Annotated in this window: 13 protein-coding genes; 5 read left to right on the forward strand and 8 right to left on the reverse strand. The window is 60.5% G+C overall.

Annotation, left to right across the window (positions count from 1 at the left end; all coding sequences use genetic code 11):
- Window positions 1-41: 41 nt before the first annotated feature.
- Genes BQ4436_RS04005 through BQ4436_RS04015 form a run of 3 tightly spaced genes read left to right on the forward strand, consistent with a single transcriptional unit; the run spans window position 42 to window position 4,664 of the window.
- Window positions 42-1,403, forward strand: a complete 1,362-nt coding sequence (locus BQ4436_RS04005; RefSeq protein ID WP_070975581.1) for a hypothetical protein — start codon at window positions 42-44, stop codon at window positions 1,401-1,403.
- On the forward strand, window positions 1,400-2,413 hold the full coding sequence (locus BQ4436_RS04010) for a transporter substrate-binding domain-containing protein (RefSeq protein WP_143000801.1): 1,014 nt from the start codon (window positions 1,400-1,402) through the stop codon (window positions 2,411-2,413). The genes BQ4436_RS04005 and BQ4436_RS04010 overlap by 4 nt, the downstream gene beginning before the upstream one ends.
- Window positions 2,400-4,664 (forward strand): serine/threonine protein kinase, encoded by a 2,265-nt coding sequence (locus BQ4436_RS04015; RefSeq protein ID WP_070975582.1) that lies wholly within the window; start codon window positions 2,400-2,402, stop codon window positions 4,662-4,664. Before BQ4436_RS04010 ends, BQ4436_RS04015 begins: the two co-directional genes overlap by 14 nt.
- 245 nt (window positions 4,665-4,909) lie before the next feature.
- Here the strand turns inward: BQ4436_RS04015 and BQ4436_RS04020 are convergent, their stop codons facing one another.
- Entirely contained in the window at window positions 4,910-5,593 is a 684-nt protein-coding gene (locus BQ4436_RS04020; protein ID WP_070975583.1) for an Abi family protein, read from the reverse strand.
- 292 nt (window positions 5,594-5,885) lie between these two features.
- Window positions 5,886-7,112: an IS1249 family transposase gene (locus BQ4436_RS04025; protein WP_255366128.1), complete on the reverse strand. Its 1,227-nt coding sequence runs from the start codon at window positions 7,110-7,112 to the stop codon at window positions 5,886-5,888.
- A 209-nt stretch (window positions 7,113-7,321) separates the two neighbouring features.
- Here BQ4436_RS04025 and BQ4436_RS11940 point away from each other — a divergent pair, with 209 nt between their 5' ends.
- Together BQ4436_RS11940 and BQ4436_RS04035 are read left to right on the forward strand one after the other, a co-directional pair.
- The gene (locus BQ4436_RS11940) at window positions 7,322-8,239 is read left to right on the forward strand and encodes a hypothetical protein (RefSeq protein WP_143000802.1); all 918 of its coding nucleotides are present in this window, start codon (window positions 7,322-7,324) and stop codon (window positions 8,237-8,239) included.
- A gap of 41 nt (window positions 8,240-8,280) precedes the next feature.
- Entirely contained in the window at window positions 8,281-9,255 is a 975-nt protein-coding gene (locus BQ4436_RS04035) for an IS3 family transposase (protein WP_070975143.1), read from the forward strand.
- A gap of 413 nt (window positions 9,256-9,668) precedes the next feature.
- Here the strand turns inward: BQ4436_RS04035 and BQ4436_RS04040 are convergent, their stop codons facing one another.
- The 6 genes from BQ4436_RS04040 to BQ4436_RS04065 all read right to left on the reverse strand — a co-directional run bounded on the left by BQ4436_RS04040 (window position 9,669) and on the right by BQ4436_RS04065 (window position 26,298).
- A complete protein-coding gene (locus BQ4436_RS04040; protein ID WP_070975584.1) occupies window positions 9,669-12,119 on the reverse strand; it encodes a hypothetical protein in 2,451 nt (816 codons plus the stop codon).
- Window positions 12,120-12,132: 13 nt separating this feature from the next.
- A complete protein-coding gene (locus BQ4436_RS04045) occupies window positions 12,133-15,423 on the reverse strand; it encodes a YPDG domain-containing protein (RefSeq protein ID WP_070975585.1) in 3,291 nt (1,096 codons plus the stop codon).
- A gap of 162 nt (window positions 15,424-15,585) precedes the next feature.
- Window positions 15,586-16,788, reverse strand: a complete 1,203-nt coding sequence (locus BQ4436_RS04050) for an acetate kinase (RefSeq protein ID WP_070975586.1) — start codon at window positions 16,786-16,788, stop codon at window positions 15,586-15,588.
- Window positions 16,789-18,132 (reverse strand): phosphate acetyltransferase, encoded by a 1,344-nt coding sequence (pta, locus tag BQ4436_RS04055; RefSeq protein WP_070975587.1) that lies wholly within the window; start codon window positions 18,130-18,132, stop codon window positions 16,789-16,791.
- A gap of 592 nt (window positions 18,133-18,724) precedes the next feature.
- Window positions 18,725-20,176, reverse strand: coding sequence for an Abi family protein (locus BQ4436_RS04060; protein WP_070975588.1), 1,452 nt, complete (start codon window positions 20,174-20,176; stop codon window positions 18,725-18,727).
- 1,004 nt (window positions 20,177-21,180) lie between these two features.
- Window positions 21,181-26,298 (reverse strand): Rib/alpha-like domain-containing protein, encoded by a 5,118-nt coding sequence (locus tag BQ4436_RS04065; RefSeq protein WP_070975589.1) that lies wholly within the window; start codon window positions 26,296-26,298, stop codon window positions 21,181-21,183.
- Window positions 26,299-26,366: the final 68 nt, after the last annotated feature.

Consider the following 26,366-nt stretch of genomic DNA (forward strand, 5'->3'; position numbering starts at 1 on the left):
TTTCCTAGAAATAGGTCGGGCCCGGTGGTTATGGTTGAGGAATGACTGTCACGATGCCACCTCCCAGCGACGCCTGGTTGGATGATCTTGCGCTGCATCCGCGGCAGCGCGCGTCGAGTGGGCCGATTCGCGCGGCGCGGTGCCTGGCGGACTTCGTGATCACCACGCCGGGCAAGATGCTGGCGATGATGCTGGTGCTCACGGTGGCCGTGGGCGCGATTGGGTTCGCACAGAGCCAGTCGATGAGTAAGCGCCAGCACGCGCTCGACGTCTTGGTGCAGACCACGGAGCCGATGAACCACTCCGCGCACGTGCTGCTCACGTCGCTGTCGCAGGCGGACACGGTGGCCACGACGGGCTTCGTGCAGGCAGGGTTGATGACGCCGGATGAGGTGAAGGCGTACTTGGCGTCGATAGATCAGGCGGTGATCGCGGCGAGCGACATCTACGAGGGTGCCTCGGAGCTGACGCGGCCGGAGGACCAGGAGCGAATCCAGAACCTGGTGCGCTCCATCCAACGCGACCTGCCGTTGTACGTGGCGTTCATGGAGCGCGCGAAGGTGAACCAGCGCCTAGGCAACCCGGTGGGTGTGTCCTATATGTCGGAGGCGTCCGGCATGATGCGTGAGCGGATGATCACCTCGGCGAACACGCTGTTTGCGCTGACGCAGCGCCAGGTGGCGGTGGAGATGGTGCGCCTCAACGCGCCGCAGTGGGTGCCACTTTCGGGTCTGGTGGCGGCGCTGTTGCTGCTGGCGGGGGCGCAGTGGTGGCTGTGGCGCACGTTCCGCCGCCGCTGGAATAAGGGCTTCGTGGCGGCGACGGCGGCGATGGTGGTGGCGCTGGCGTGGGTCGCGGGCTCGAACTTCATTTCGTGGCGCTCGGGCGTCATCGGGTTCGAGCAGGCCGCGGCACCGCTGCGCCAGCTTACCGACGCCCGCCTCCGCGCCCAGGAGACCCGCACCGACGAGACGATGGCGCTGCTGCGCCGCCAGTCCGTTGCGGAGTCGGCGGAGTCCTTCGAGTCCACGTACCAGGGGGTGAGCGCGGCGTTGGATACGGCGTCGGATGCACCGGAGGTGGCGTCGGCAAGAAGGGCGCTGGAGCAGTGGTCGCAGGCGCATGGCGAACTCGTCTCGACGCTCGATGCCGGCCGGTTTGAGCGCGCCGTCGACGTGCTGATGGTCGATAGCGCGGACCACCCGAGCGCGTCCACCGCGTACACGGAGCTGGACGCGAACATGGTGACGTTGATTGAGTCGGCGCGCGCCGAGATGCGCAACTACATCCACACCTCCCTGGACGCGACAAGGCTGGTGTCGACGGTGGTCGCGCTGCTGTCGCTGCTGGCGGTCATCAGCATGTGGTTCGGGGTGCAGCGGCGATTCAGGGAGTACGTATGATGCGCAGGGCTGGCTCGTTGTTGGTGGCGCTCACGGTGGCGGCTGTCCCTTATAAACATCTAGGTGGGGATAAGAGACAGCTCCAGCTCCCTGCGGCCCAGCCTCCCGGGCCCGACCCCCAACCGCCTGGCCCGCTGCCGCCCGGCGCGCTGCTGGACGGGGCGGGCAAGCAGCCGTCGATGGAGTTTGTGCCGCACGGCCTGGACTGGGAGGGCTCGCTGCGCCCGCGACCATCCGCCCCGGAAGATGACCCTGCCCTGGAACAGATCCGGGAGCGCGGCCGGCTCGTCGTGGGCGTGGAGCAGTCCCAGTACCTGCTGTCCTACCGCGATATGGTGCGCGGGCAGCTTCGCGGATTCGAGGTGGAGCTGGCCCGGGAGATCGCCCGCGACCTTTTCGACGACCCCGAGGCGGTGGACTTCCGCTTCGTGGACTCGGCCTCGCGCGCAGAGCTGCTCCGGGAGGGACGCGTGGACATTGTGATCAGGACGATGTCCATTACCCCGGAGCGCGCCTCCAAGGTGGCGTTCTCCACCCCTTACCTGAAGTCCCAGGTCAGGGTGCTGGCCCCGATTGATCGCGGTATCGCGAGCATGGACGACCTGCCCGAGCGCACCGTGTGCGTCGTCGACCGCACGACGCTGCTCAACATCGTGCGCACCCTCGCTCCGCACTCCCCGGTGCTGCGCACCCGCTCCTGGTCCGACTGCCTCATGGCAACCCAGCAGTTCCAGGCCGACGCCATCATCGCCGACGACGCCATCCTCGCCGGCATGCTCGCCCAGGACCCGCACACCGACATCCTGCCCGCCGCGCTGGCCACCCAGTACTACGCCGTCGGCATCCCGCTTGAGCACGACTCAGTGGTGCGGCAGGTCAACGCGACCATCGAGCGCATCCGCACCGACGGCACCTGGCACCGCATGTTCCAGGAGTGGCTCTCCGACTCCACCACAGACCCCTACCCCCCACCGCTGATGTACCGGGAGGAACCCAATGAGCACGAATGACCCAGGCACCGAGGCCGTCGCCTTCGACCCCTTCGCCGACGACGACGATGACGACGACCTCTTCGAGTACGACGACTCCATGTCCGCCCTCCTCGAGGACCTCGAGGCGCTGCGCCAGGAGAAGCGGCAGGAGGATACCTCGCAACGCTCGCGGCGCCGCGCACTCGACCGGTTCCGCGAACTGCGCGGCACGAAGCGCGAGACCCGCACGGTTGCCGACGGCATGGTCGAACTGCCCTGGGTCCACCCCATCAACCCCAACGACGCCCTTCGGGACCCATCCACCTTTGAAGGCGTCCCCGCCCCGGCGCTGAAGCCCGGCGACCTGGTCGCCGAACAGTACGAGGTGCTCGGCACCATCGCACACGGCGGCATGGGCTGGATCTATTTAGCCACCGACCACTTCGTCTCCGGGCGAAACGTCGTGCTCAAGGGGCTGCACTCGGCCCGCAACAAGGACGAGGAGGCCGCCGCCGTCGCCGAGCGCGAGTTCCTCGCCGACATCACCCACCCCGGCATCGTGAAGATTTTCAACTTCATCGACGACCCGCGCGTGCCCGGCGGGTTCATCGTCATGGAGTACGTAGGTGGGCCGTCGATAAGCAGGTGCGACGTTGACATCGCGATCGCCTACATCCTCGAAGTGCTGCCCGCGCTGGATTACCTGCATTCGCGCGGCGTCGTGTACAACGACCTGAAGCCCGACAACATCATCGTCACCGAAGACCAGGTCAAACTCATCGACCTCGGCGCGGTCTCAGGCATCGGCTCCTACGGCTTCATCTACGGCACCAAGGGCTACCAAGCACCCGAAGTAGCTACCGACGGCCCCTCCGTCCAATCCGACATCTACACCATCGGCCGCACCCTCGCCGCCCTCATCATCGACCTCCCACACGACGCCGACATCCCCACCCCCACCACCGAACCACTCTTCCGTCGCTACATCTCCCTCTACCGACTCATCGCCCGCTGCTGCGCCCCCAAACGCGACGACCGCTTCGACTCCGTCACCCAACTCGAAGCCCAACTCCTCGGCGTCCTGCGCGAAGTGCTCGCCATCCGCGACGGCCGCACCTTCCCCGCCCAACACTCACTCTTCTCCCCGCAGCGCCGCACGTTCGGCACCAAGCACGTCGTCTTCCGCACCGACCAACTCATCGACGGCATCACCCGCACCGTCACCATCACGCCCCAAGAAGTCAACATCGCCCTGCCCGTCCCACTTGTCGACGCCACCGACCCCGGCGCCGCCACCCTGCAGAGCACCACCTACTCCGAGCCCTCCGAAACCCTTGCCGCCCTGCGCCAAGCGCTTGCCGAGGACCGCCACCCCGACTCCGTCGAAATCCCCTTCGCCGTCGCCCGCACCCTCCTCGACCTCGGCTTCACCACCCAAGCGCGCACCTGGCTCGACTCACTTGACGAGGGCCTGCGGAAGAACTGGCGCTACCACTGGTACACCGGCATCACCAACCTACTGACCAGCAAATATACCGACGCCCAGGTCGCCTTCTCCCGCGTCCTGCAAATCCTGCCTGGCGAATCCGCCTCCAAACTGGCGCTTGCCGCAGTCGCCGAGCTCCTCCTCCAATCCGCCGACCTCCACGACACCGCGCTATTGGAACCCAGCGTGGCCCGTGGCGCCGCCGGCATGAACCGCCACCTCGACGAACTCCCCAACACCGTCTTCGAGCACCTCCACGAAACCGGCTCCCTCGACCCCGACTGGTCCATGGTCACCACCAACCCCGCCATGCTTCGCTTCCACGCCATCCGCCTCTACGCCCTGGTCTGGAGCACCAACCCCACCACCGTCTCCTCCGCCTTCGGGCTGGCCCGCCAACTCATGCACGAAAACCAACCCGAGCTTGCCGCCGCAGCGCTCGACCGCGTCCCCGTCGCTTCCCGACACAACCGGCTCGCCCAACTCACCTCCATCCTCAGCCTGGTCACCGACCCCACCGAGCCCCGCATCCGTGAGGCCGCCCTTCGCCTCCAACGCATCCCCAACACCGAACCCCGCTACCTCCAGATCAAAGTCTTCATCCTCCGAGCCGCCCTCACCTACACCCTCGACGGCCACCACCCCGACCCCTCCCCCATCCTGGACACGAGGTTCACCGCCCACGAACTCCAAAACGAACTCGCCAGGACCCTGCGCGCCCTGGCCAGAGTGGCGCCCTACCTCCAACACCGCTTCGACCTCGTCGACATGGCCAACAAGATCCGTCCCGTGACGTGGTTCTAGGGTCTGCTTGGGTTTTGGAGGGGAATTTGGTGCCTCTGTTTGAGGCGCCAGTGCCAAAGGACGCATTCGAGTTTGCCTAGCCCTTTTACTACCAGTACGTTTGAACATCTGGTCCAATTCGAGTTGCGCCTTTTGGCACTGCCTCCTAGCAAGGCGCACCACATTCCGGGATTTCCCCTAGCTGGCAGGTTTTTGCGTTTCCCCAGGTCGTGGGTTTCTCGGGAGGGAATCTGGTGCGCACTCCACTAGGGGCGTCGAGCATACACCCCTCTTACCCGAGAATTTCCCATTATCCATCTACCCGCATCAGGACTTATCCAGCTGGTCACATCCTCAATTGCACGCAGTGCCCGGTCAACATTTTCAGCCTCCACAATGCGATCAGCCTTGACTAGGGGCTCGTGATGGGCACACCGGTTCCTCAGCCGATAAACAATTTGTATCTCGCCTGCAAACTCTTCAATATAATGACGATGTTTAATGGCCGAGATAAGCTTCGGGTGGATAGTTGCACTATGCCGGTTATCAAAAATGTGAACCCAGAAATCGAGTGTCAACTCTGCAATCACACGCCCCGGAGGCGGATCCGCTTCTCCCACGCGCCTTTTAGCCTTCGCTATGCCCCGCTTGTCAATGCTATTAAAGTTCAGCCCAGCGGGATTCGACGGGGAGTTTATATTGTCATACCACCTCTCCCCCCAAGCTTTAGCAACGCATCGATCAATCCAATTGCGCAGCAGTACTTCAAAATGTTCAATGTCTTCAAGGAACGCTTTGGCAAGTTGTGCATTCCAAAGGTATAAGTCCACAGGATTTTTCTGGCTCGAAAAGGTCTCCATTCGCGGAACCGAGAACCAACACTCTAGGTCAGCGAGCGAGGCGGAGACTTCCGGGTTCTGACAGATCGGCTGGTTCTCTCGCACAGTCATAGCGCGAAGTATATATACCAAACGATATTAGCGTTAGTGCCACTCCATTGACTTACCCCTTCAAATCCGATAACCTCGACCAACGAAGGCCCCAGGACGATCCCTGCATTAAGTTGCAAATCGCTGGGGTCATTGCTTTTCCACCTCTACCTGGCACCACATTCAGGGATTTCGGCGGGCAAGCTTGGGTTAAGCGACAAAATGTGTGCTTTTCTCGGCGTGTCGACTTAAGTGACAAATTGTGTGCTTTTTGGGGGCCGGGATGGGTGGGTTGTGGGGTGTTGTGCTGGGGTTATGAGCGTCCTGCCCAGCCGTGTCGGATGGCCCAGGAGGGGTTGAAGTCGGTGTCGATGCCGGTGTCGTAGACTTTCGGTCGACCGTCGGGTGAGTTGGCTTGGTCGCGTTCACGCATGTGTGCCTGGCGGGCGTGTGCGTAGCCTGCGTGGCCGAAGTCTTGCTCGATTGCTAGCGCCAGCGGGTCATCGTGGTGTTGGGTGTGCAGGTAGAGCCACCAGTCCATGATGATTCGCTGGTGTTCGTCAAATGTGCCGCGGTGGGCTCGGGCGAGGTGTTTTAGTTGTGCGTTTATGCCGCCTTCCAGGCTGTTTGTGGTGGTCTTCAGCGTGGTCGTGGTGCGGTGTGGTGGGTTGAGCCAGACGAAGAGGTGGCCTTGTTGGTAGAGACGCTCGAATCGGCGGTAGGCTCTGCGGGCTCTGGGATGGGTGTACCACCATTGCTGGTTGTCGCGGATACGTTTTGGGATCTCTTCTGGGGCGACTTGGTTGCGGTAGGTGCGTTGTTTGAGCCAGTCACCGTAGAGGTCCTGGAAGCGGTTGAGGCGAAGTACCCAGGTGATTGCCAGGTCACGGGTGGTGATGTGGGTCAGCTGGTTGCCGAGGCGAAGGAGTGCTTTGTGTGCGGTGATTGTGGGTTGGCGTGTGGTGTCTTTGATGGTGTCGCGGCGTACGTGGACGAGGCAGCGTTGAATGGAGGCGTTTGGCCAGCATTGTTTGATGGCTTTGTGGGCGCCACCGGAGCCGTCTGTGGTCACGACGAGGGGTTCGGCGATCATGTCGAAGAGTTTGGCGTAGTCGTAGGCGGTTTCTCGTGTGCACCAGTGCCAGGCGACGACGTGCTCGCTGGTTGCAGCGACAAGCAGGCATTTTTTGTGGAAGTAGGTGCCGTCAATAAAAAGCTGGTCGTAGACGCGGTACGGGTCCGGTTTGCACGGGACGATGATGAACCAAAAGTAGGTGAACCAGCGGATGAGTGTGCGCCTGGAGACGTTGTGCGCAGCAGCGACAGCGTCGAGGGGACGCTGGTTGGTGATCCAGTCAATGAAGATGGCAAACCGATATGCGCTGGTCTTGGCTGTGTTGGGATTGGTGAAGGTGTGCCCGCAGTCTGTGCAGCGCCATCGCTGTTTTCCGCTGGATGTGGTGCCCATTTTTGTGGCGGTGTGTTCGCATGCCGGGCATAGGGGCCTGTTGTGTTTTCTCTTTCTGTGTTGAGTTGGTATGCAGCTGGTTTAACAGTCTGCTGTCATAGCACATCCAACGCCTGAAGTGGTGGACCTTCCGGTCTACGGCAGGGAATCCCGATTCAACGAGCACTGTCCCGCCGTAGGCCCAGGCAGGACCTGGAATCCATATCCAAAAAAGCACACATTTTGTCGCTTCCCTTAGTGTCAGGATGGTTGTGAACGTCAATCCATAGGAGGTTTTGTTCATGACCGACCCACAGTTGCCTGAGTTGGTGCCGTCAGCGTTGACGTCACCACCGACCGTTGCAACCCCGGTAAGGACCCACGGGGGCAAGACTAAAACATCACGCGAGGAAGTCAAAGAGATCCTAGCAATGCCACCGCGTGTGCTGGCAGCGGGGCTAGTACTCGATGAAGACACGTTGGCCTCACTTCAAGCAGTAGCAGTCGTGTTCTCCCCGTACCGCACTACTGGCTCTGGCAGGTGGTTTCATCCAGCACAGCAGCGACAAATGATCACGATTTATAACCGGTTGCCGTACGGCACGAAAGGCCCATGGTGCACCCGACAGGCAATCCAGTCTTGCGATATCAAGCGCTGGGCCCGCGCATTACAGTTATCAAAGTCCACCACTGATGGTTTAGATGGTATTCAACGAGCCAAACGCAGCGTTGATGAAGCATATCGGGGAAGGTATTCACCTGACTACATCCGTGAGATGGTCATTGAATATCAGCTGGTGCCGTATGGCCAGAAAGAAGCGTGGTTGATTGAACATGGACTTGCTGACCACACCGTGCGACGCTGGACAGCAATGGTTGCCGATGGTGATCTCACCACGCGTACTACACCAAGGAGGATTGGAACGTTGACGATGGATGAGTGCGTTGAAATCCAGCAGTTACGCAAGGAAGTCTCCGCGTTGATGCAGCAAAAGCGCAAGCTCGAACTCGATGCGAAGCGTCGGGAGGAAGCTATGCAGCGTGCCCTGGATAAGGCAACAGAAAGAGCAGAGCGGGCTGAATTAGCCACTGATGTGTTGGGAAAAGCTTTAGCGACCATGCCAGGGCAACATGGCGTGGACTCAAACGTGGCGGAAGAGTCCTCACTCAAGACCAACAACGCCTCTACGACCAAGGACAACACGCAGAAGAAACACTGATTGACCAGTTAGTTGACTGTGGCTATTCGAAAACTCACGCAATGCGCATCATCGGAGTCTCACGCAGCCGCGTGTTCTATCAAACGAAGCCACGCCCACGTGTTGCCGATCCAATTGCCTACGACAAACGACGGATCAACCGACTGTCCGATACCACTGTCGAGCGCATCTTGGAATTGTTAGACGCCAATCCACATTCCGGGGTGGACCAGGTATTTTACGCCGCGTTAAACAACGGGATTTACCTGGCAAGCCTGCGCAGTTTCTACCGAGTTGCCAAAAAACATGGACGATTGCTCTACCAACGACACAACACCAAAGCCAAGCAAGCTCAACGCAAACGAAACGCCTCCCCGCCACATGTACGCGCCACAGCACCTGGCCAGGTACTGTGCTGGGACATTACCTTCTTGCCTGGACAATACGTCGGACAAAACTTTGCATGCCACACGGTCATTGACCTGTACTCCCGCGCAATCGTTGGCTGCGTCGTAGCAGAACGCGAAAACAGCCACGTAGCAGCAGCAATGTTTGACGACATCCTGACTCGTTTTCCCCACGTGAAAACCGTGCACTCTGATAACGGCAGTGCGATGACAAGCAAACGCCTCGGCAAACTCTTCGCCAAACACGGTGTGGCCCGCTCATTTAACCGGCCTCACACCAGCAACGACAATCCGCATACCGAGTCGGTATTCCACACCATGAAAGGCAGGACCTACTACCCGAAAACGTTTGCCACACTCGGCCACGCCAAAAACTGGCTCAACGAATGGGTGCCGGTCTATAACGCCACTCCCCACAGTGGAATCAACTACTACCCACCACAAGCAATCCTCGACGGCACCTGGGACAAACTGCAACACCAACGCGAGGAGGGGATGCGAAACGCGCTACGCGAAGGCATCATCACTCAACTTCCGAACACCGCAGCTGGCACAGGCATTCCGGCAGAAGTCAGCATCATCCGCACCACTACCCAAACCGCCCCGCCCCCACAACCCATCACGATCTAACACCCAACCATGTTCACAACCACTTGACATAAAGCGCTTAACCCGCAAGCTTTGCGTTTCTCCAGGTCGTTGGTTTCTCGGGAGGGAATTTGGTGCGCCGCTTGAGATGCCAGTGCCAAAAGACGCATTCGCTTTTATCTAACCCTTTTACGAACAGCATGTTTGAACATCTGGTCCAATTCGAGTTGCGTCCCTTGGCACTGCCCCCTAGCTAGGCGCACCACATTCCGGGATTTGGGCGTTTAGGCGGGCAGGTTTTACGTTTCCCCAGGTCGCTGGTTTCCCGGGAGGGAATTTGGTGCGCATCCCACCCAGCCCGGCACCAAATTCCTCAATTTCCCCTACCCCAAAGAAATTCCCCCCAGGTCACAATCTGGACCTGGGGGAATTTGGTGCAAACCCAATCAGCGGGCTTAGAAGCCGCCTAGGCCAACGGCTGCGGCCACAATACCGAGCAGCGCCAGCAGGCCGACGACGATGCCTGCGATGGCACCGCCGGACAGGCCACCCGTTTCCCCACCCTTGCCTGGGTTCTGCTGCTGCGCAGTCGAAGGCGCTGGGTGGGCGGTTGGGCGAGTGGTCGGCTTGGCAGGGCGCGCGGGAGCCGGGGCGTCGTAGGTTCCGCTCGGCGCCGCGTTCAGTGAGGTCACTGGTGCTTGGCCGGCGCGGGTCGGGATGGCGGCGTTGGCCTGGGTCGCGAGTGGCTTGGTTGGCCGTGGTCCGGCGCCACCTTCCGCCTTGCCCACGGTCTGCTCTGCCCGCTTGAGCAGGTCGGAGTTCTTTTTGCGAAGTTCTTTCATGAGCTTCGCGGTGTCTTCGCCGTTGTAGTTGAGGACGGAGAACTCGATGGTTTCGTCGGCGACGATGTCGTTGTCTTGGTTGAAGACACGGAAGGTGACCGGCATGGTGGAGCCGGTGTAGCCGGCGGTGTTGGTGATCGGGACGCTGATCGGCAGTTTGGATTCGTCGCTGAGGGCGCCTTCGATGGTGTATTCCTGCTCGTATCGGCCGCCGGGGTAGGTGGCCTGGAGGCGGAACTTGTGGATATCGATGCCCAGGTTGGCGATCTCCATGGCGACCTTGGAATCGGTCCGGTTGGCGATGATCATGTTGCCAGCGCCTTCCTCGTTGCGCACGCGCAGGCCGGCCTTGCCGTTGTTGAATTCGGCGGAGTAGACCTCGAGTTCGCGGACGGTTGGTTCGTCGTCGGCGTGTTCGTGGTCGTCGTGGCCGGGGGTGCCGGTGGTGCCGTTGGCGCGGCCGATTTGGCCGCCGATGAAGGCGAGGTTTGGCCAGTCGGGGTCGATGTCGTAGTCGCCGGTGTAGCACTGGACGGTCTGGCATGCCTTCGGCAGCTTGCCCGTCGGACGAGAGCGCTCGTTGGAGTAGCGGAAGTCGGTGAACTGGTAGAGGTAGTTCATGACTGAGAGGTAGCCGGGCACGTAGTCAGAGATTGGGCGGCTGGTGTCGGCGAGTGGCCCGGAGTGGGTCAGGCCGAGGTTGTGACCGAACTCGTGCAGGATGGTGTTGCGCAGCTGGTCCTGCGAGGTCATCATGCGGTTCTTTGCGACGTAGAAAGCGCCGTCCCCGATCAGTGCGTTGCCTGAGGAGAAGTTGGTACGGGTTTGTTGGTCGCCGATGACGCCGACGCGGAACACGGTTTGGCGTCCGTTGAGGAGGCGGTCGCGGTCCTCGAGCATCTTGATACCGGGGACTTTGCCTTCGAAGTAGTACGGGGTGAAGTCTTCGGTCGGGCCGCCTTGTGGGTGCTCGAGGCGCATTGGGTTGTAGTAGTCGCCGGCGTCGATGTGCAGGTTGATGTTCTGCTGTGCGAAGGCGTCAACGAGGTCGTTGAGGGTTTGGCGCGACGGGCGGTACACGTTGGTGTTGGCTTCGGAACAGTCGAGGAACTTGCGGAAGTCTTCCTCGGTTGGCGCGTATTTGCGCTGCTCGGAGCACTTCTTGGTTTCCCATTCGGACTTCATCCAGTTGAGTTGGAGGAAGAGGTCGACCTTCTTAGGGTCGGCGCCCCACTTCTGGAGCGGGAAGACGTTGCCGTTTTCGTCGGTGAAGCCGTTTTCTTCCCATTCGTCGGGGAAGCCGTCGCCGTCGGTGTCGATGGTGCCTTGGGCGACGTCGAGGGTCATGGCGGTGGTGGCGCGCAGCGTGCCGTTGGCGGGTACGTCTTGTTCCCAGACGCCGGCGACGAAGTGGGCGTCGTTACCTGTGCCTCCGGCGATGGCGTCGTAGCGCTGGGGGCCTTTGCCCTTGCTGGTGGCGCCCATGAAGTCAATGTTGAGTTTGTAGGCGTTTTTGTAGACGTTGCTGACGTCGACGTGGTAGCCGTCGCCGCGGGGCACACCGGTGACGGTAAAGTCGCGGTCGATGATGCCGCTGGCCATTTCGACGCGCATGTTGGCGGCCTGGCCTGTGGTGTTGCGCAGTGTGACGGTGGCTTGGATGGAGTCGTCGCCGACGACGAAGGTGCGGGTCATCTCGACGCCCGAGTTGGGGTCGGTGTGGCGCAGCACGACGCGGTCGGTGTTCCCGACGGGCTTCGCTTCGACAACTTCGGTGGCGTTGCCGACGTAGCTCATGGGCGAGCCGTTGACGGCGCCGTCGATGTAGAAGGCGTTCTGCAGCAGGCGCGTGGTGCCTTCTGGGTGGTTGAAGTACATCCAGGACACGCGCGCCTTGTTCACGTCGACGCGGAAGTTGCCGCTATCGGAGTCGCGGTTGACACCGATGGCGAAGCTGCCTGGGGTAATGGCCGCATCCGCGTGTGGGGCCACGACGAGTCCTGCGGCGACGCTGACGCCTGCGAGTATCGCTGCGATGCGTTGTTTGCTAGTTTTGCCGGTCACTGTCGTTGTCCTCTCAGCGCTGCTGGTTGATTGGGAATGCTAGAAATGTGCGGAAGAAGTCGCGTTGTTCGTACAGGGAGTAGCCCAGCCCGCCCAGGAAGGCGAGGAGGCCGAGCACGAAGCCCGCGATTTTGACCCCTGGCGGAATTTCACTGCTTGTCGACGACCCCTTCTCCACCTCCTGCGGCCCCTTCACCACCTGCACTCGGAGGAGCTTGGTGGCCTGGGAGCCGTCCGCGAAGCTGACCACGACTGGCACTGGCACGAGTCCAGGTTTCGCGCCAGCGGGTGGCGTGACGGTGAGTGCGCCGGTGGCGGCGTCAATGTCGATCTTCCAGTTGGCGAGCGCTTTCGGTAGCTGGCCGAGGGCAAACGCCTCCTTGGCGGCCCCGGCCGGCTTCGGCACCACGTAGGTGGTCGCCTTGCCCGGGTAGGCCTTGATGGTGTCGGTGAACTCCGGGGTGGCTTCGGCCAGGGACGGTTTGCCGTCGCTGGTGAGCACGGAGATGCGTGCGTTCGCGATGGTCGTGGAGCCGTCCGGGAAGTTGATGCGCACCGGGACTTCGCGTACGCCGGGGACTGCGTTCGGGCGGGCGCCGACGGTGAGGGCTCCGGTGGTGGCGTCGATACGCGTGTCGAGGCCGCCGACTGGGTTGAGCAGCGAGTAGTGCGCGCCCTGCAGCGTCAGGGTGAGCGTGACGGTTTCGCCTGCGCGGACCTGGGTTGGGTCGTACGCGTTGGAGACTGCCCCGCCCATCGCCTTGACGGCGGTGGCTTGCGCCTCGACGAGCTTCTGGGAGCCGTCCTCGAAGGTGACCACGATCGGGATCATGGTGCGGTCCCCGACGTGCGCCGATGCGGGGACGGCGACGGTGAGCGCGCCTGTGGTCGCGTCGACGGCGGCCTTCCAGCCCTCCGCGGCGAAGTCGGCGGAGATGGCGTAGGTGGCTCCCTTCGGTGCGACCTTCGGCTCTTGGGTTACGGCGTTGGCGCCGATGGCCACGCCGATCGGGGTCCAGGACGGCTGCTCGCGGTGGGCCTGCGAGTCGCGGGCGACGTTGAGGTGCACCACCTTCGAGCCACCGTCGGGGAAGTTGATGCGCACGCCGAGGTCGTAGCCCTGGCCGGGCTTGGCGTCCTTCGGCAGGGTGACCTTGATCTGGCCGGTTGCCTCGTCGACGTCGACGCGCAGGCCGGCAACGCCGCCGAGCGCGGCCGCGCCTTCCGGTTCGAAGGTGACGCCGGTCGGGATGTCGCCCTTCGGCGTGATGGTGACGGTGCCGTCGTCGCCGACGACGGCGTCCTCAAAGTCCAGGTTGGACGTGTAGGCCTGCGGCTTCGCGTCGCGCACACCGATTACGGCCACGACCGTCTTGTGGGAACCGTCCGAGTAGCGCGCAACGACTTCCACGTTCAGCGGTTTCGCGTCCTGCGCTGGGGCGGTGGCCGTGATGGTGCCGGTGGTGGCGTCGATAAACAGGTCCCAGCCCTGCAGCTTGGAGGCCTTCGTCAGGATGGCGAACTCGGGGTCGGAGGCAGGGTCGAAAGGTTCGGTGAGGTTGACCTTGATGGTTTCACCTTCGAAGGCCTCGCGGCATTCGTACTCAAACTTCTGTGTTTGCGCGAACTGCGGCGCCAGCACCTGGAAGTGCGCGGTGATCTCCTTCGTGCTGCCGTCCGGGTAGGTGACGGTGACGGGCACATCGATGGGCTTTCCAACCTCGGCATCCAGGCCCGCAGAAAGGGTGATCTGGCCCGTGTGCTGGTTCAGCTTCACGCCTTCGAACGGCGTGCTAAACGACGCCTCCTTCGGCAGCGGCTGGCGCTCAAAGACCATGCCGTTGTAGCCCAGGCGGGCGTACGGCGCAGGTGAGGTGGCGGTGCCGCCGGCGCGGACGTAGGTGTCCGCGTAGGAGGACTCGTAACGTACGGAGTCCTTGACGGCTGCGGTGACCTCGACGGTGATGGTGTCCTGCTCGCCCTTCTCAGTGCGAACCTTCATGGTGTAGGTGCCCGGCTTCGCGTCACGCGACGGGGCGGCGTACACGGCGCCGTTGGCGAAGACGGTGAACCAGTCCGGGTTCCCGGGCTCCGCGAGCACTCGCACGCCCTGCGTGGAGCGGACAGGGGTCACGCCGGTTTCCTCGCCTGCGCGGACCTTGATGGGGTTCCACTCGAACTGGTCCGGGGCAACGGGGCCCTCTGGGTCCGATGGGTCTGCTGGGTCCGACGGATCTGCGGGCTCGGACGGCTCACTTGGCTCACTTGGCTCCGGTGCGTTCTCGTCCACCGTCAACTCGAAGGAATCACGCTTGTGCGTGCCATCCTCCGTGACCTTGTCCACGACGACCTTAGAGGTGCCCTCCTTCGTCGGCGTGCCGACGATCGCGTTCTGCTCACCGTCGTACTTCAGGCCATCGGGCAGGCCCTCGACCTCCACGGAGGAAGCGTCCTCGACGTCGAGCGGGATGTGCACGTCGGTGCCGGGGCGCACTGGCGGGACTTCGGAAGGTGCGATGTCGGCGTCCTCCGGCTCGCCGAGCTCAGCCGAGTCGGCGACCGTGATGGTGAACGTTTCCTCGAGCGGGTCGCCTGCGCCGGTGACGCGTGCAGTCACGTTGAACGTGCCGGTCTCAGTTGGACGGCCGTTGATAAAGAGGTAGGAGCCGGAGCCAAGGCGGGTCTGGGCGGAGGTGCTCAGGCCCGCGGGCAGGCCCTCCAGCTCGATGACGGCGTCAGCCGGGACGTTCCACGCCATCACGCGGCGCGGTTGGATCAGGCGGTTCTGCCAGTACTTCTGGTCCTTGATCGGCTCGATGGTTGGGCCGTCGGCGAGGGTGACGTTGGCCTCGACGTCCTTGGTAGAGCCATCAGCAAAGGTGATGGTCACCGGCACCTTGAACGTAGTGGTTTCGATGCCTTCGCCGGCGGTGGCATTGAGGGTGCCGTCGTCGGAAAACGTGAGGTGCCAGCCGGTGGGCGTCGAAAAGCCCTCCTTGAGCTCCCACTTGACGGGGGTACCGATCTTGTTCCAGGCGGCGGTCCAGAAGTTGCGCTTCAGCTCAGGCTTCGACTTGGCGGTCTCACCGGGCGCGACGACGAGGTCCGGGAACGTGACGTCCGTACGGGCCGCCTCGGTGCGTGGCGTTTTCCATGACGTGGACTCAGCAGTGGGCTGCTGCGCCGTGGCTGTACCTGCCACCGCCGGGGCACCCGTGATTATCAACGATGCCCCAAGCGCGCAGGCTGCTACCGACACCCCACTACGCCGATTCGCCCCGTTGCGACCGCTCACGTTGCCCATCATCGTTCCTTCTTAAAACTGTCCGTAAATTGCTAAACGCTACTCAGTGTACTCACTGTGCAGACATTTGCCTTTACAGCTGTTGACATGCCGTTTTAAATTCTAACGAATAACGGCCGTACAACAAAGGTGTTGAACAATGGCAGGCAGACACATGGGAGGCTAGGCCCGGCGCGCGAGCGCCGTCGCCTTCTGCGCGATGGCAAGCTCCTCGTTCGTCGGCACGACAAGTACTTTCACGCGAGAGTCGTCGGCGGAGATGATGCGCGGGCCATCGTTGGGCAGGGAGTTGCGCTCGGGGTCGATCTTGACGCCGAAGGCCTCCATGTTGTCCAGGGCGTCCGCGCGCACGAACTTGTCGTTCTCGCCGACGCCCGCGGTGAACGTGATCGCGTCCACTCGGCCCAGCGCCACCATGTAACTGCCGATGAAGCTGCGCAGCCGGTTGATGTAGACGTTGTAGGCCAGCCAGGCGTCGCCATCCTCGTTTTCGATCATGGCGCGCAGCTCGCGGAAGTCGTTGACTCCGGCCAGGCCCTTGACGCCGGAGCGCTTGTTTAGCAGCTCGTCGATCTCGTCGATGCTCATGCCGCCGTGGCGCGCCAGGTGGAAGATGATGCCCGGGTCGATGTCCCCGGAACGCGTACCCATGACCAGGCCCGCGAGCGGGGTGAGCCCCATCGACGTATCGATCGCGTGCCCGTTCGCCACCGCCGAGCACGACGCCCCGTTACCCAGGTGCAGCACAATTTGGCGGGTGTGATTCGGGTCGGACCCGATCAGCCCCGGCACCTGGCCCGAGACGAACTCGTGGGAGGTGCCGTGGAAGCCGTAGCGGCGGATCTGGTTCTGGCTGGCAACGTCCGCGTTGATGGCGTAGAGCGCCGCGGCCGGCGGCAGGGAGTGGAAGAAGCCGGTGTCGAACACCGCGACGTGCGGGATGTCCGGCAACAGCTCCCGGGCAACCTCGATGCCGTCAATGTTCGCCGGGTTGTGCAGCGGCGCCAGCGGCACCAGGTCCCGGATCATGTCGACAACCTGGTCCACGATGATTTCAGGCTGGCTGAACACCATGCCGCCGTGCACCACGCGGTGCCCCACCGCCACCACATCCAGGTCTTTCGGGCTCACGCCACGCAGCGCCAGGCGGTGGAACGCCTCCTCCAGCCCGTCCTTGTGCGTCGGGATGGATTTTTGCAACACCCAGCGGTCCTCGCCGTGCTTGATGGTGATGCGGCCTTGGGGTTCCCCGATTTGCTCGACAAGCCCGGAGACGAACGGGGCGTCCGAGGCGTCCGAATTCGGGTCGACGATCTGGAACTTCACCGAAGAGGAACCAGAGTTAATCACCAGTACGTAGCTCATTTACTTCACCCCTGCCTGAATCGCGGTCACGGCCACAGTGTTCACAATGTCATCGACCGTCGCGCCGCGCGAAAGGTCGTTGACCGGCTTGTTCAGCCCCTGCAAAATCGGGCCGACGGCCAGCGCGCCACCAGTACGCTGCGCGATCTTGTACCCGGCGTTGCCCGCCTCAAGGTCGGGGAAGATGAACACGTTCGCCCGCCCCGCCACGGGTGAGTCGGGGGCTTTCTGCTTCGCGACGCCCCCATCGCACGCAGCATCAAACTGGAGGGGGCCGTCAATAATTAAGTCGGAATTAATAGCACGGGCGGCGGCGACGGCCTCGACTGCGCGCTCCACGTCGGGGCCCGCACCGGAGGTGCCCGTGGCGTACGAGAGCACCGCAACCTTCGGCTCGATACCGAATTGAGCGGCGGTCAACGCCGAGCTCACAGCGATTTCTCCAAGCTGCTGCGCGGACGGGTTCGGGTTCACAGCGCAGTCGCCGAACGCCCACAGTCGGCCCTGCATCACCATCAGGAAGATCGACGACACCACCGACGCCTCCGGGCGCGTCTTGATGATCTGGAACGCCGGCTTAATCGTCTCCGCCGTGGTGTGCACCGCGCCGGAGACCATGCCGTCCGCGCGCCCGGTGTGCACAAGCATCGTGGCGAAGTAGGAGACGTCCCGCATCACCTCGCGGGCCTGCTCCAGGGTCACGCCCTTGGATTTGCGCAGCTCAGCGAAGGCCTGCGCGAACTCCTCAGCCAGGTCGGAGGTGCGATGGTCCAGTAGCGTCGCCGCCGACACGTCCAACCCGAGCTCCTGCGCCTTCGCGGTGATCGCCTCGGGTGCGCCGAGCAGTGTCAGCTTCGCGACGTCCCCCTCCAACAACCTGTGCGCCGCCTCAAGCACGCGGGGATCCTCACCCTCTGGCAGAACAATGTGCGCGCCAACCTCGCGGGCCTGGCCCAACAGGTGGGAGCCGAAGACCAGCGGGGACATCACCGGTGCGACCTCCGAGATGGCAAGGTCGGCCGCCTCCTGCACGTCCGTGACCGTTGCGAGCAGCGTCGCACCGTGGCGTTCCACAATCCGTTGCGCGAGGGGTGCGCGCTGCGGGGCGTCGACAAACACGATGACCGCAGCCCCGAGTGCAGCGGCAAGCTCCGCATCGAAGGAGCACTCCCCTTGCCCTACAAACAACGTGCCTTGTTCCTGGTCGGCGCAGGCGGCGTACGCCTCGGCGAGCGTTTCCCCCGTGACGTGGATGGTTTGAAGGCCGTGCTGTGCCGCGAGCGCGTCAGCATCAGCACTGCCGAGGTTCGTGTTAGTGCAGGTGAGCAGTAGATGTTGAGCCATAACCCAGCCTTTACGATCGTGGCGGACATAAATACATATCATTCTACAGACCCATCACGACACGCGGGCAGAAAAATGGGGCCTAGTTCACATTTCTTTGATTTCTGGCGCTGGGTCTCAATTGTGGCGGTGGCCGGCTCGCTGGTGTGCTGGCTCGCTGTTCAAAAAAGTTCCCGCGCCCGGGACTATTTGGCGTTTTGGGCCGGTTTCGGTCGACCAACGCTTATGTTTCCCCAGGTCGGGACGCATGTCTACGAAGATTGTTCTCCGTTCACAGCTGAGCCGGGGAACTTTTCGGGTTGGCAGGGTGGCGCTCCATGGCTTTCATTCGTGTCGAGGTGTTCAAGGAGTGCGACGCTGGTCGCCGAAAATCGCCCCTGGCCGGTGAGAATGTGCGACCTGCATCGCACGCTTCTAATCGCACGCTTTGAGCAGTTTTAGGGGTTTTAGGGGTCGGCCACGCGTCCGGAAGCTACTACGCTGACTAGTGAAACTATCGCACAGTCGCCAGGAAGCATTTTCAATTCGAAGCTAACCGCCTCAGAGGTCACTCCTTAACCATGCAAAAAGACTTTTGAGCGAAATGGCAAGGCTACCGAAGAATACTTCTTACAATCTCGGGAGTGAGCTCCCCCTGTATGAGAGCCTGTTGAGGGCTTTTGCCTTTAAGCTCATTCTCGACAGCTGTGTTCCACCATTTCAAAGCGCTCCACCTTTCCTCTTCCGTACCCTGACTTCCATTCAACAGAATCCTGTTAGCTTCAATCACTGCAGGGAAAAGGTCCCCAGCGACTCGGTTGAATTGAAAAGCTGGGTAACGGTGGGCTTTTACCCCTGGAACTGATAAAAGGGCTCCGTTCTTTCTGTAGTAGTTCAACGAGCTTCTTCCTCCCGTAAATTTGTCTTCTGGCCTTGCAGGCAGGAGCGGCCCAGCATCAGCTGCATAGAGAAGCGGAGTACCCCTAAGAAGATTCGCTTGTTCAACAAGGTCAGCATCACGCTGGTAGTCAGGCTGCCAGATGGCTTGGTTCTCCCACCCCTCGGGAAACCCCATATCATAAATTCGATCTGGGTCTTTTCGAAAGAACCCCTCAATCTTAGGAACAATCGAGTCACAGAAGGTGTTTTCCGGATGTACGCGAGCTAGCAGGAAAATGATGAGGGACAACGACCCGTAAATCCTTGTTAGAGGTCGAGTGAGATCACCCTTTGCATAGCCAGTGTCAGTACTTGCTGTTAGATGCTGCAGTTCTTTGATGTTACTTGGGACGGAGAAGGGTGCAGTATGGTTTCTATTCCATAACCGAGCATGATGCGCACAGTAGTTCCGAGTCTGTCGTATATGCTCTATCCAGCTTGAGAATGCATGCGCATCACCGGATCCATCATGTTGAAGCAGATCAAATTCTACCGCTATCTGCTGACGCTCATTTTGCCTCATCCCGGAAAATAATAGGTTCAGCTGTTCAAAAGTCATTATTTCCGTTACAACCCAAATGGGAAAAGGCTTTCCGTATTTCTTGTGGAAATGCGCAATGAATGCTTCATTGGAGATTTCTTCGATTTTCTCCAGCTTCCTCACCCATCTATGATGACGGCTTTCCTCCCACATACACGTGTTCTGCCAACCATGATGCTGAGTCGTCTGGCATTCCTCTTTAAACCATTCCGGCTCAAGCTTTGACGAATCCAAATGCGAAAATGCGCCGAGCTGCCCTAGCGCGTATCCGATTCTCGCACGAATGGCTACTTCTATGATGGAGATAGCGGAAAGAATTGCCATGCGTAGATAGCTATCGAACTCGTAAATTTCTAAAACTTTTTCAAATGAGGTGCCAGGCTTAAAATTCGACGACCTAGGATCACCCTCTTTCTTTGGAGGTAACCGAAACGGATACCAATATCCCGACAATCGGTAGTACCCAATCGATTGCAGTCGCCCAAAGGCGTCCTGTTTGTCCTTAAACGACATACCACGCTCTTCGAGTAACGAAATTTGATCCTCGATTTCGAGAAGCGGTTTATTGTACTTGCTTTTTGGCATAGTCACATTATGGCTTAAGGGACATTATGTGTGTATAAATCTATCCGGTTTCCCGGGGTGACCTCGACCAACAACCCGATATGGTTTTCAAAACAGTTCCATTCGCCTGTTTTGAGGAATCAACACTGAATGGCGTCTGATGTGTGGTATGGAGGCTTGGGATAGGGCAGCGAGATCGCCGGCTATAGAACGGGAACGGGCCGTCCTGCACGATGGGAGCTCGCGCACCAGCACTGAGGCCAGCACAGGCCTTTTACGTGTGCAATGCTGGCGGAGTCGAGGGAAGAACCGCGTGTTGAAGTTCTCCGTGCACTTCCCAAGAACGCCTGTGTCGTTTACCGGGAAGCAAAGTTTCGAGGCATGTCGTTAAGCGGACTGACGTATAGCTTGAGTGGAAGGCGAACTCACGTGACGTGGCCACCTGAATGGACTGCCGAAAGAATTCGAAACCGGCATTGATAGTCAGTGAAACCCCAGTTTAGGCGTGAGAAAAGGCTGGGCTGGACGCAGATAGTTACACACAAAATGTCCCTTATCGCGACACGCCGTATTTACACACAAAATGTCCCTTAAGCCCGCATTATAAGGGCCAGAAAGAGAACCAGCCGCCTTTCCTTATCGGAAATGACGGCTAGTCGTGATGCTGGCCATTGTAGCATTGATCTTGCGTGCTGTCACCCCAGCGGGGTAGGCGGAGTACATGCACTGTTTGTGCGTGGCTTTCGTGCTGCTTTCGTTCGTGTCGAGGTCTTAAAGGAGTGCGACGCTGGTCGCCGAAAATCGCCCCTGGCCAGCGAGAATTCACGACCTGCATCGCACGCTTCTAATCCCACGCTTCGAGCAATTTGAGGCGCGGGCGCGCGACGAGCCGCTACCACGCCCGTAAGAATGCAAAAAGCTGCCGCCCGCCACAAATGGCGGACAGCAGCTTTTCTCAAAGACCGGTCAGTAATCGTTTAGCTCGCTGTCTCCCACAAGGAGTGACTGTGAGCTAAACGTGTACCTTACTTCTGCTCCTTCTCCGACGACAGCTTCGTCGTCTTGCCGGAGGAACCCTTCAGCTCCAGATCCTTCACCGAAGACGAAGGACCACCAGGCTTGCAGTTGTCGTAAATGATCGTGCCGGCCAGGATACCAGCCGCGATCAGTGCGATACCGCCGACGACCATGCCCAGATCCGCACCAACGGTACGCAGCTGCGCATTGATCTGCTCAACCTGCTTGGCCATCTCCGGGTTGAAGATGCCAGCCTGCTGCTGGATGCGGGTGTTCGCAGCCTGCAGCTGAGCGCTTGCCTGTGCGGCGAAATCGCTCAGGCCAGGGATCTGAATCTGGGAAGCCAGACCCAGTGGCAGCAGCGCGATCAGCGGCAGACCGAAGCCCACAGCGGATGCGGCACAGCGACCAGCGTTGATCTTGCCATCGTTGCCGTCGAATGGGTTGAGGCCCTTCTTCAGCTCATCGCCGTTGTTCACGCCGTCGCCATCGAAGTCACCGTCCGCATCCAGGATGGACTTGCCGTCCTGGCCAACCAGGGTGAAGGACGCCTTCACACCAGTGTGCTCGCCGGTGCTGTTCTTCACGGTGACATCCACCGATGGGTTTGCAAGCGGTGCAAACTTCTTCGTGAAGTCGTCCCAGCCCTTAGCGTCAGCCGTCTTGAAGGCCTTCATGAGGTCCTCCGTCGACGGTGCCTGACCAGTGACATTCGCGGAAGCATCAGTGTTGATGTCCCACTTCGCACCGTGCAGCTCGCCGCCGTTGCGCTTGGTGATCGTCGCCGTCGTACCCTCCGGCGTTGCGACGGCCTCTCCGATCTTCTCGCCGTCCTTCTTGTTCAGCTGAACCTTGGCAGTGCCCGTGCGACCAGGCTGGACCTTGGTGTTCGGGTAGGACGCCACAACGTTGTCGCCGAGCTTGTTGCCCTCGGATGGGTCCTTCTGGTCATCCGTGCCCGGCTTCTGCTCTTCGCTGCCTGAGTCCTGTGGTTTTTCTACCGTGATGTCGGTTTCGAACTTGCCACCAGGCAGGTCCGGATCCTCGACGACCAGGTTGATCGGGCCCTCGACGTCCTTGCCCGGGGTGACGTAGACCTTACCGTCGTCGCCGACGCGGACTGGAACGTCGTTGCCGTTCTTGTCCTTCGCAGTGACCTTGGTGTCGCCATCCTTGTTGTTGATGATGACGCCGGTGTCCTGCTCCTCGCCGTTCGGCAGAACAGGGTTCTTGCCATCTGCGTTGACGTTGGTCTCGGCCTTGCCGTTGTCGTCGCGGCCCTTTTCGTGGCCGTTGACGTCAACCTCGACCTGCTGATTGCCACCAGCCAGGCTTGGGTCCTTGATGGTCAGCGTGATCGGACCATCAACGTCCTCACCAGGGGTGACGTGGATGTTGCCGTTCTCGTCGATCTCGGCTGGAATGTCCTTGCCGTCCTCGTCCTTGGCAATGACCTCGGTGTCCTTGGTCGGGTTGTTGACCTTGACGCCGGTGTCCTGCTTCTCATCGGTTGGATCGACAGGCTTCTTGTTCGAGTCGTCGACGCTGAAATCGGAGCCGTTGTCGTCGCGGTCCTTCTCGTGACCGTTGACCTTGACCTCGATCTCAGTCTCGCCACCAGGCAGGTCAGGGTCGGTGACCGTCACCGTGATCGGACCATCAACGTCGGTGCCAGGGGTGACGTGAACGTTACCGTTCTCATCGATCTCGACCGGGATGTCCTTGCCGTCCTCATCCTTAGCAGTGACATTGGTGTCCTTGTCCTTGTTGTTGACCTTGACGCCAGTGTCCTGCTTCTCATCGGTCGGATCGACAGGCTTTGCGCCAGTTTCGTCGACTGTGGTCTTCGGGGCTTCCGGCTTCGTGTCCGAACCGTTGTCATCACGGTCCTTATCGTGGCCCTTAACCTCAACCTCAACCTCGACCTTGCCGCCAGGCAGATCCGGGTCCTCGATGGTCAGCGTGATCGGTCCATCAACGTCGGTGCCAGGGGTGACGTGAACGTTACCGTTCTCATCGATCTCGGCTGGAATGTCCTTGCCGTCCTCATCCTTAGCAATGACCTTGGTGTCGCCGTCCTTGTTGTTGACCTTGACGCCAGTGTCCTGCTTCTCATCGGTCGGATCGACAGGCTGCTTACCAGACTCGTCAACCGTGGTCTTCGGTGCTTCCGGCTTCGTGTCCGAACCGTTGTCGTCCTTGCCCTTCTCGTGGCCGTTGACCGGAACCTCGACCTCGACCTTACCGCCAGGCAGTTCCGGATCCTCAATGGTCAGCGTGATCGGTCCATCAACGTCTTCACCTGGGGTGACATGGACGTTACCGTTCTCGTCGATCTCGGCAGGGATGTCCTTGCCATCCTCGTCCTTCGCGGAAACCTTAGTTTCCTCGTCAGGGTTGACGATCTTGACGCCAGTGTCCTGCTTCTCATCGGTCGGGTCGACAGCCTTCTTGCCGGAGTCGTCGACAGAGGTCGGATCCTGGGTCACATGGACGGTGACGTCGACTTCATCCTTCGAGCCATCCGGATAGGTCACGACGACCTTGCCCTGCTTGTCACCAGGCTCGTCAGTATTTGGACCTTCACCCTCCCACTCGTACTCGGTGCCGTCAGGAAGGTCTTCCTTGTTAGCAATCGAGTCTTCAGGCTTCGGCTTCTCTCCTGGCTCAACCGTTTGATCCTGCCCCTTGGGGTCGTAGGCGTCAGCCTGGGACTTCACAGCCAGCGGGACGATATCGGTCTGCTCGTGCTTTTCACCGTTCTGATCCACCAACGTGTACGTCACAGTCACGTTCGGCTTCTCCTCAGAAGCCTCAACCGGGGTCGTTGGGGTGCCGGTGATCTTTCCGTTTTCAAACGTCAGGCCATCTGGCAGTCCCTCAACCTTGAGGGAGCCTTCCTCGATCTCGAAGCCCTGTGGCAGCTTGTCGAAGCCCTCAGGCTTCACTTCCTGCTCGTATGGCTCGCCGACGATGCCGTCCTGGAGCGGAGTGTCCGTCACCGTAATCTTTGTGACGACCTCTTCCTGCTGCTTTTCTGCAACAGTGGACTTCTCCGTCTTCTGGATGCGCTGCGCGGGGTCTTCCTCGTCCGGGTTCTCGTAGACCGGGTTGCCGTCCTCATCGGTGACACCAACATACTTGTCCACCATGACCTCGACCTCGCGAGTCACGGTCACTTCGGTGGTGCCAGGCTTGGTTGGGGTGCCAGTGATCTTGCCGGTCTCGGGGTCGATCTCAAGGCCCTCTGGCAGCTTATCGGCGGAGTACTTTGGCTTCGAGTTCTCAGCAAGGTTGTCAGGCAGCTTCTGGAAGAGGTCCGCGACGTTGTTGTCTGGGTACTCTTCGCCCGCGGAGCCAAGCGGCAGCTGCTCTGGGACAACAGCGGTAAACGAGTCCGCGATCTCCCAGCGGTCAGACATCTTCTTCGAAGCAGGATCAACAGTCACCACAGCCGCTGTGTAGACGGTGGTTTCCTTCAGGTCCTCAGGTGCCTGGAAGTCACAGGAAGGCAGCACGCCCTTCTCGTCACTCTTGACGATGCACTCTTTGCCTTCCAACTCTGTCTGGTTACCAGCGGGATCAGTTGCGTACCAACGAATTGCGTAATCCGCGTTTGGCATCAGGCCTGCAGCCTTCGTGGTCACCTTGGAGCCAGCTCGACCCTTGTTGTCGTACGAGTTGTACTCCGGAATATCAAAGATCGGCTGTGCGGACATCAGCGGGAACTGCAGACCATCCATGGCTTGTCCAGCCCACACAGAACCAAATTTGCTGAAGTCCTGGAACATGTTCATCGGGAACGCCGAGTTCTTGACGTCGCGACCTTCGATCTTCGGGTACACGTACATGTAGTCCGTGTTGATGTGACGCTTCTTCGTCTGGTTAATCGCACCACCAGAGAACGCAGCGTAGCGGGAAGCACCATTGTCAGGCATGAAGTCCTTTACGACGGTGCCGAAGTCGCCTTCTTCAAGCTTGTTGGAAATCTGCCAAGTCTGGTTCTCCTGCGTACGCGACTGACCATACGTGCCCTTAAACGGCAGGTAAATCGTACCGTCAGCCTTAGTCTCCGTAACGACAGTCTCAGCGATGTGTGAACCTACGCCATGCTCGTCCTGGTACGCCTTGATGATGCGCTCCTGGTTTGCACGCTCCTGCTCAGCGGTGTAACCCTTGTTCGCTTCCTTCCACGCGTCAATCTCACGCGCGACCTCATCGTTGAGGTACGAGGCAACAACTTCTACGCCACCAGCAGCACGGTCACCCCGACCAGGCTGGTACTTGTAGTACCCCGGCAAGGAACCGGCGTCCTCGCCGTTTTCCCACCACACCATCGACCAGTTTGGTGCAGCACCAGCGCTCCTGAAAGCGCCGTACTTTCCGTAGTCTGGGAACTGACCATCAACGGTTGGCTCACCGGTCTGGCCATCAAGTGCGCGGGTCCACTCGGACTCCGGCTTCGCCAGCCAATCAACCTGTGCCGGCTTCTCCTCAAGCACGAAGCGCCCGTTGGTAATGCGGGAGCCAGCCGGGCCGGCGGTGAAGTTCCAGGATTCCTGGACTCGGTTCAAACGTGTGGTGTATCGGCCGGAGTTCATATCGCCAGCGGCGACGACAGAGTACTTATTCTCGTCTGGGTTTTCGCCCCACACACGGACTTTGAACTTGCTGGCGCCAGCCAGGTTGAATGCAGGGGCACCAACCCGATCAGTCACCTTGCGGGTCAAGTCGAAGGAAAAGCGACCCTCGGAGTCGGTCAAGGTGTAGAACACCGGCGAAACTTCATTTTTGCCGGTAACGTACTGCAGGTAGATAACATTGCCCTTCAGCGGCTCATTGTTCGCCGAAAGGTCGTCATGTCGGCCGTCCTTATTGATGTACGCGTAACCGTGGTAGCCGCCATAGTCGCGCCAGCCACCCTTGGTGTAAATGGCATTCGGTACCTGTTTGTCCTTGACGGCGTTGTCAATATTGGCGTCGGAGCCAGCAACTGCAGCAGGTACCTCCTGTGCAGATGCGACGGGCTGTGCCAGCGGGGCGACGAGTGCAAATGATAGTGCCGCAGCAGCGATCGAGGTACCGCGACGAACCTTGTAGGAGCTTCGCACAACAATTCCTTTCATTCGTTATTTCGTGATTTAGAACCGCACCGCCGCGTTTGGGGTGGTCGCGGGCGCTACGTGTTTTACAA

The organism is Corynebacterium sp. MC3, from assembly GCF_900099485.1.
Taxonomy (GTDB): domain Bacteria; phylum Actinomycetota; class Actinomycetes; order Mycobacteriales; family Mycobacteriaceae; genus Corynebacterium; species Corynebacterium pseudogenitalium.

Excerpts from the sequence above, each read along its gene's own strand:
- BQ4436_RS04005 (WP_070975581.1), top strand. The coding sequence starts at position 42 with ATGACTGTCACGATGCCACCTCCCAGCGACGCCTGGTTGGATGATCTT.
- BQ4436_RS04010 (WP_143000801.1), top strand. The coding sequence starts at position 1,400 with ATGATGCGCAGGGCTGGCTCGTTGTTGGTGGCGCTCACGGTGGCGGCT.
- BQ4436_RS04015 (WP_070975582.1), top strand. The coding sequence starts at position 2,400 with ATGAGCACGAATGACCCAGGCACCGAGGCCGTCGCCTTCGACCCCTTC.
- BQ4436_RS04020 (WP_070975583.1), bottom strand. The coding sequence starts at position 5,593 with ATGACTGTGCGAGAGAACCAGCCGATCTGTCAGAACCCGGAAGTCTCC.
- BQ4436_RS11940 (WP_143000802.1), top strand. The coding sequence starts at position 7,322 with ATGACCGACCCACAGTTGCCTGAGTTGGTGCCGTCAGCGTTGACGTCA.
- BQ4436_RS04035 (WP_070975143.1), top strand. The coding sequence starts at position 8,281 with ATGCGCATCATCGGAGTCTCACGCAGCCGCGTGTTCTATCAAACGAAG.
- BQ4436_RS04045 (WP_070975585.1), bottom strand. The coding sequence starts at position 15,423 with ATGGGCAACGTGAGCGGTCGCAACGGGGCGAATCGGCGTAGTGGGGTG.
- BQ4436_RS04050 (WP_070975586.1), bottom strand. The coding sequence starts at position 16,788 with ATGAGCTACGTACTGGTGATTAACTCTGGTTCCTCTTCGGTGAAGTTC.
- pta (WP_070975587.1), bottom strand. The coding sequence starts at position 18,132 with ATGGCTCAACATCTACTGCTCACCTGCACTAACACGAACCTCGGCAGT.
- BQ4436_RS04060 (WP_070975588.1), bottom strand. The coding sequence starts at position 20,176 with ATGCCAAAAAGCAAGTACAATAAACCGCTTCTCGAAATCGAGGATCAA.
- BQ4436_RS04065 (WP_070975589.1), bottom strand. The coding sequence starts at position 26,298 with ATGAAAGGAATTGTTGTGCGAAGCTCCTACAAGGTTCGTCGCGGTACC.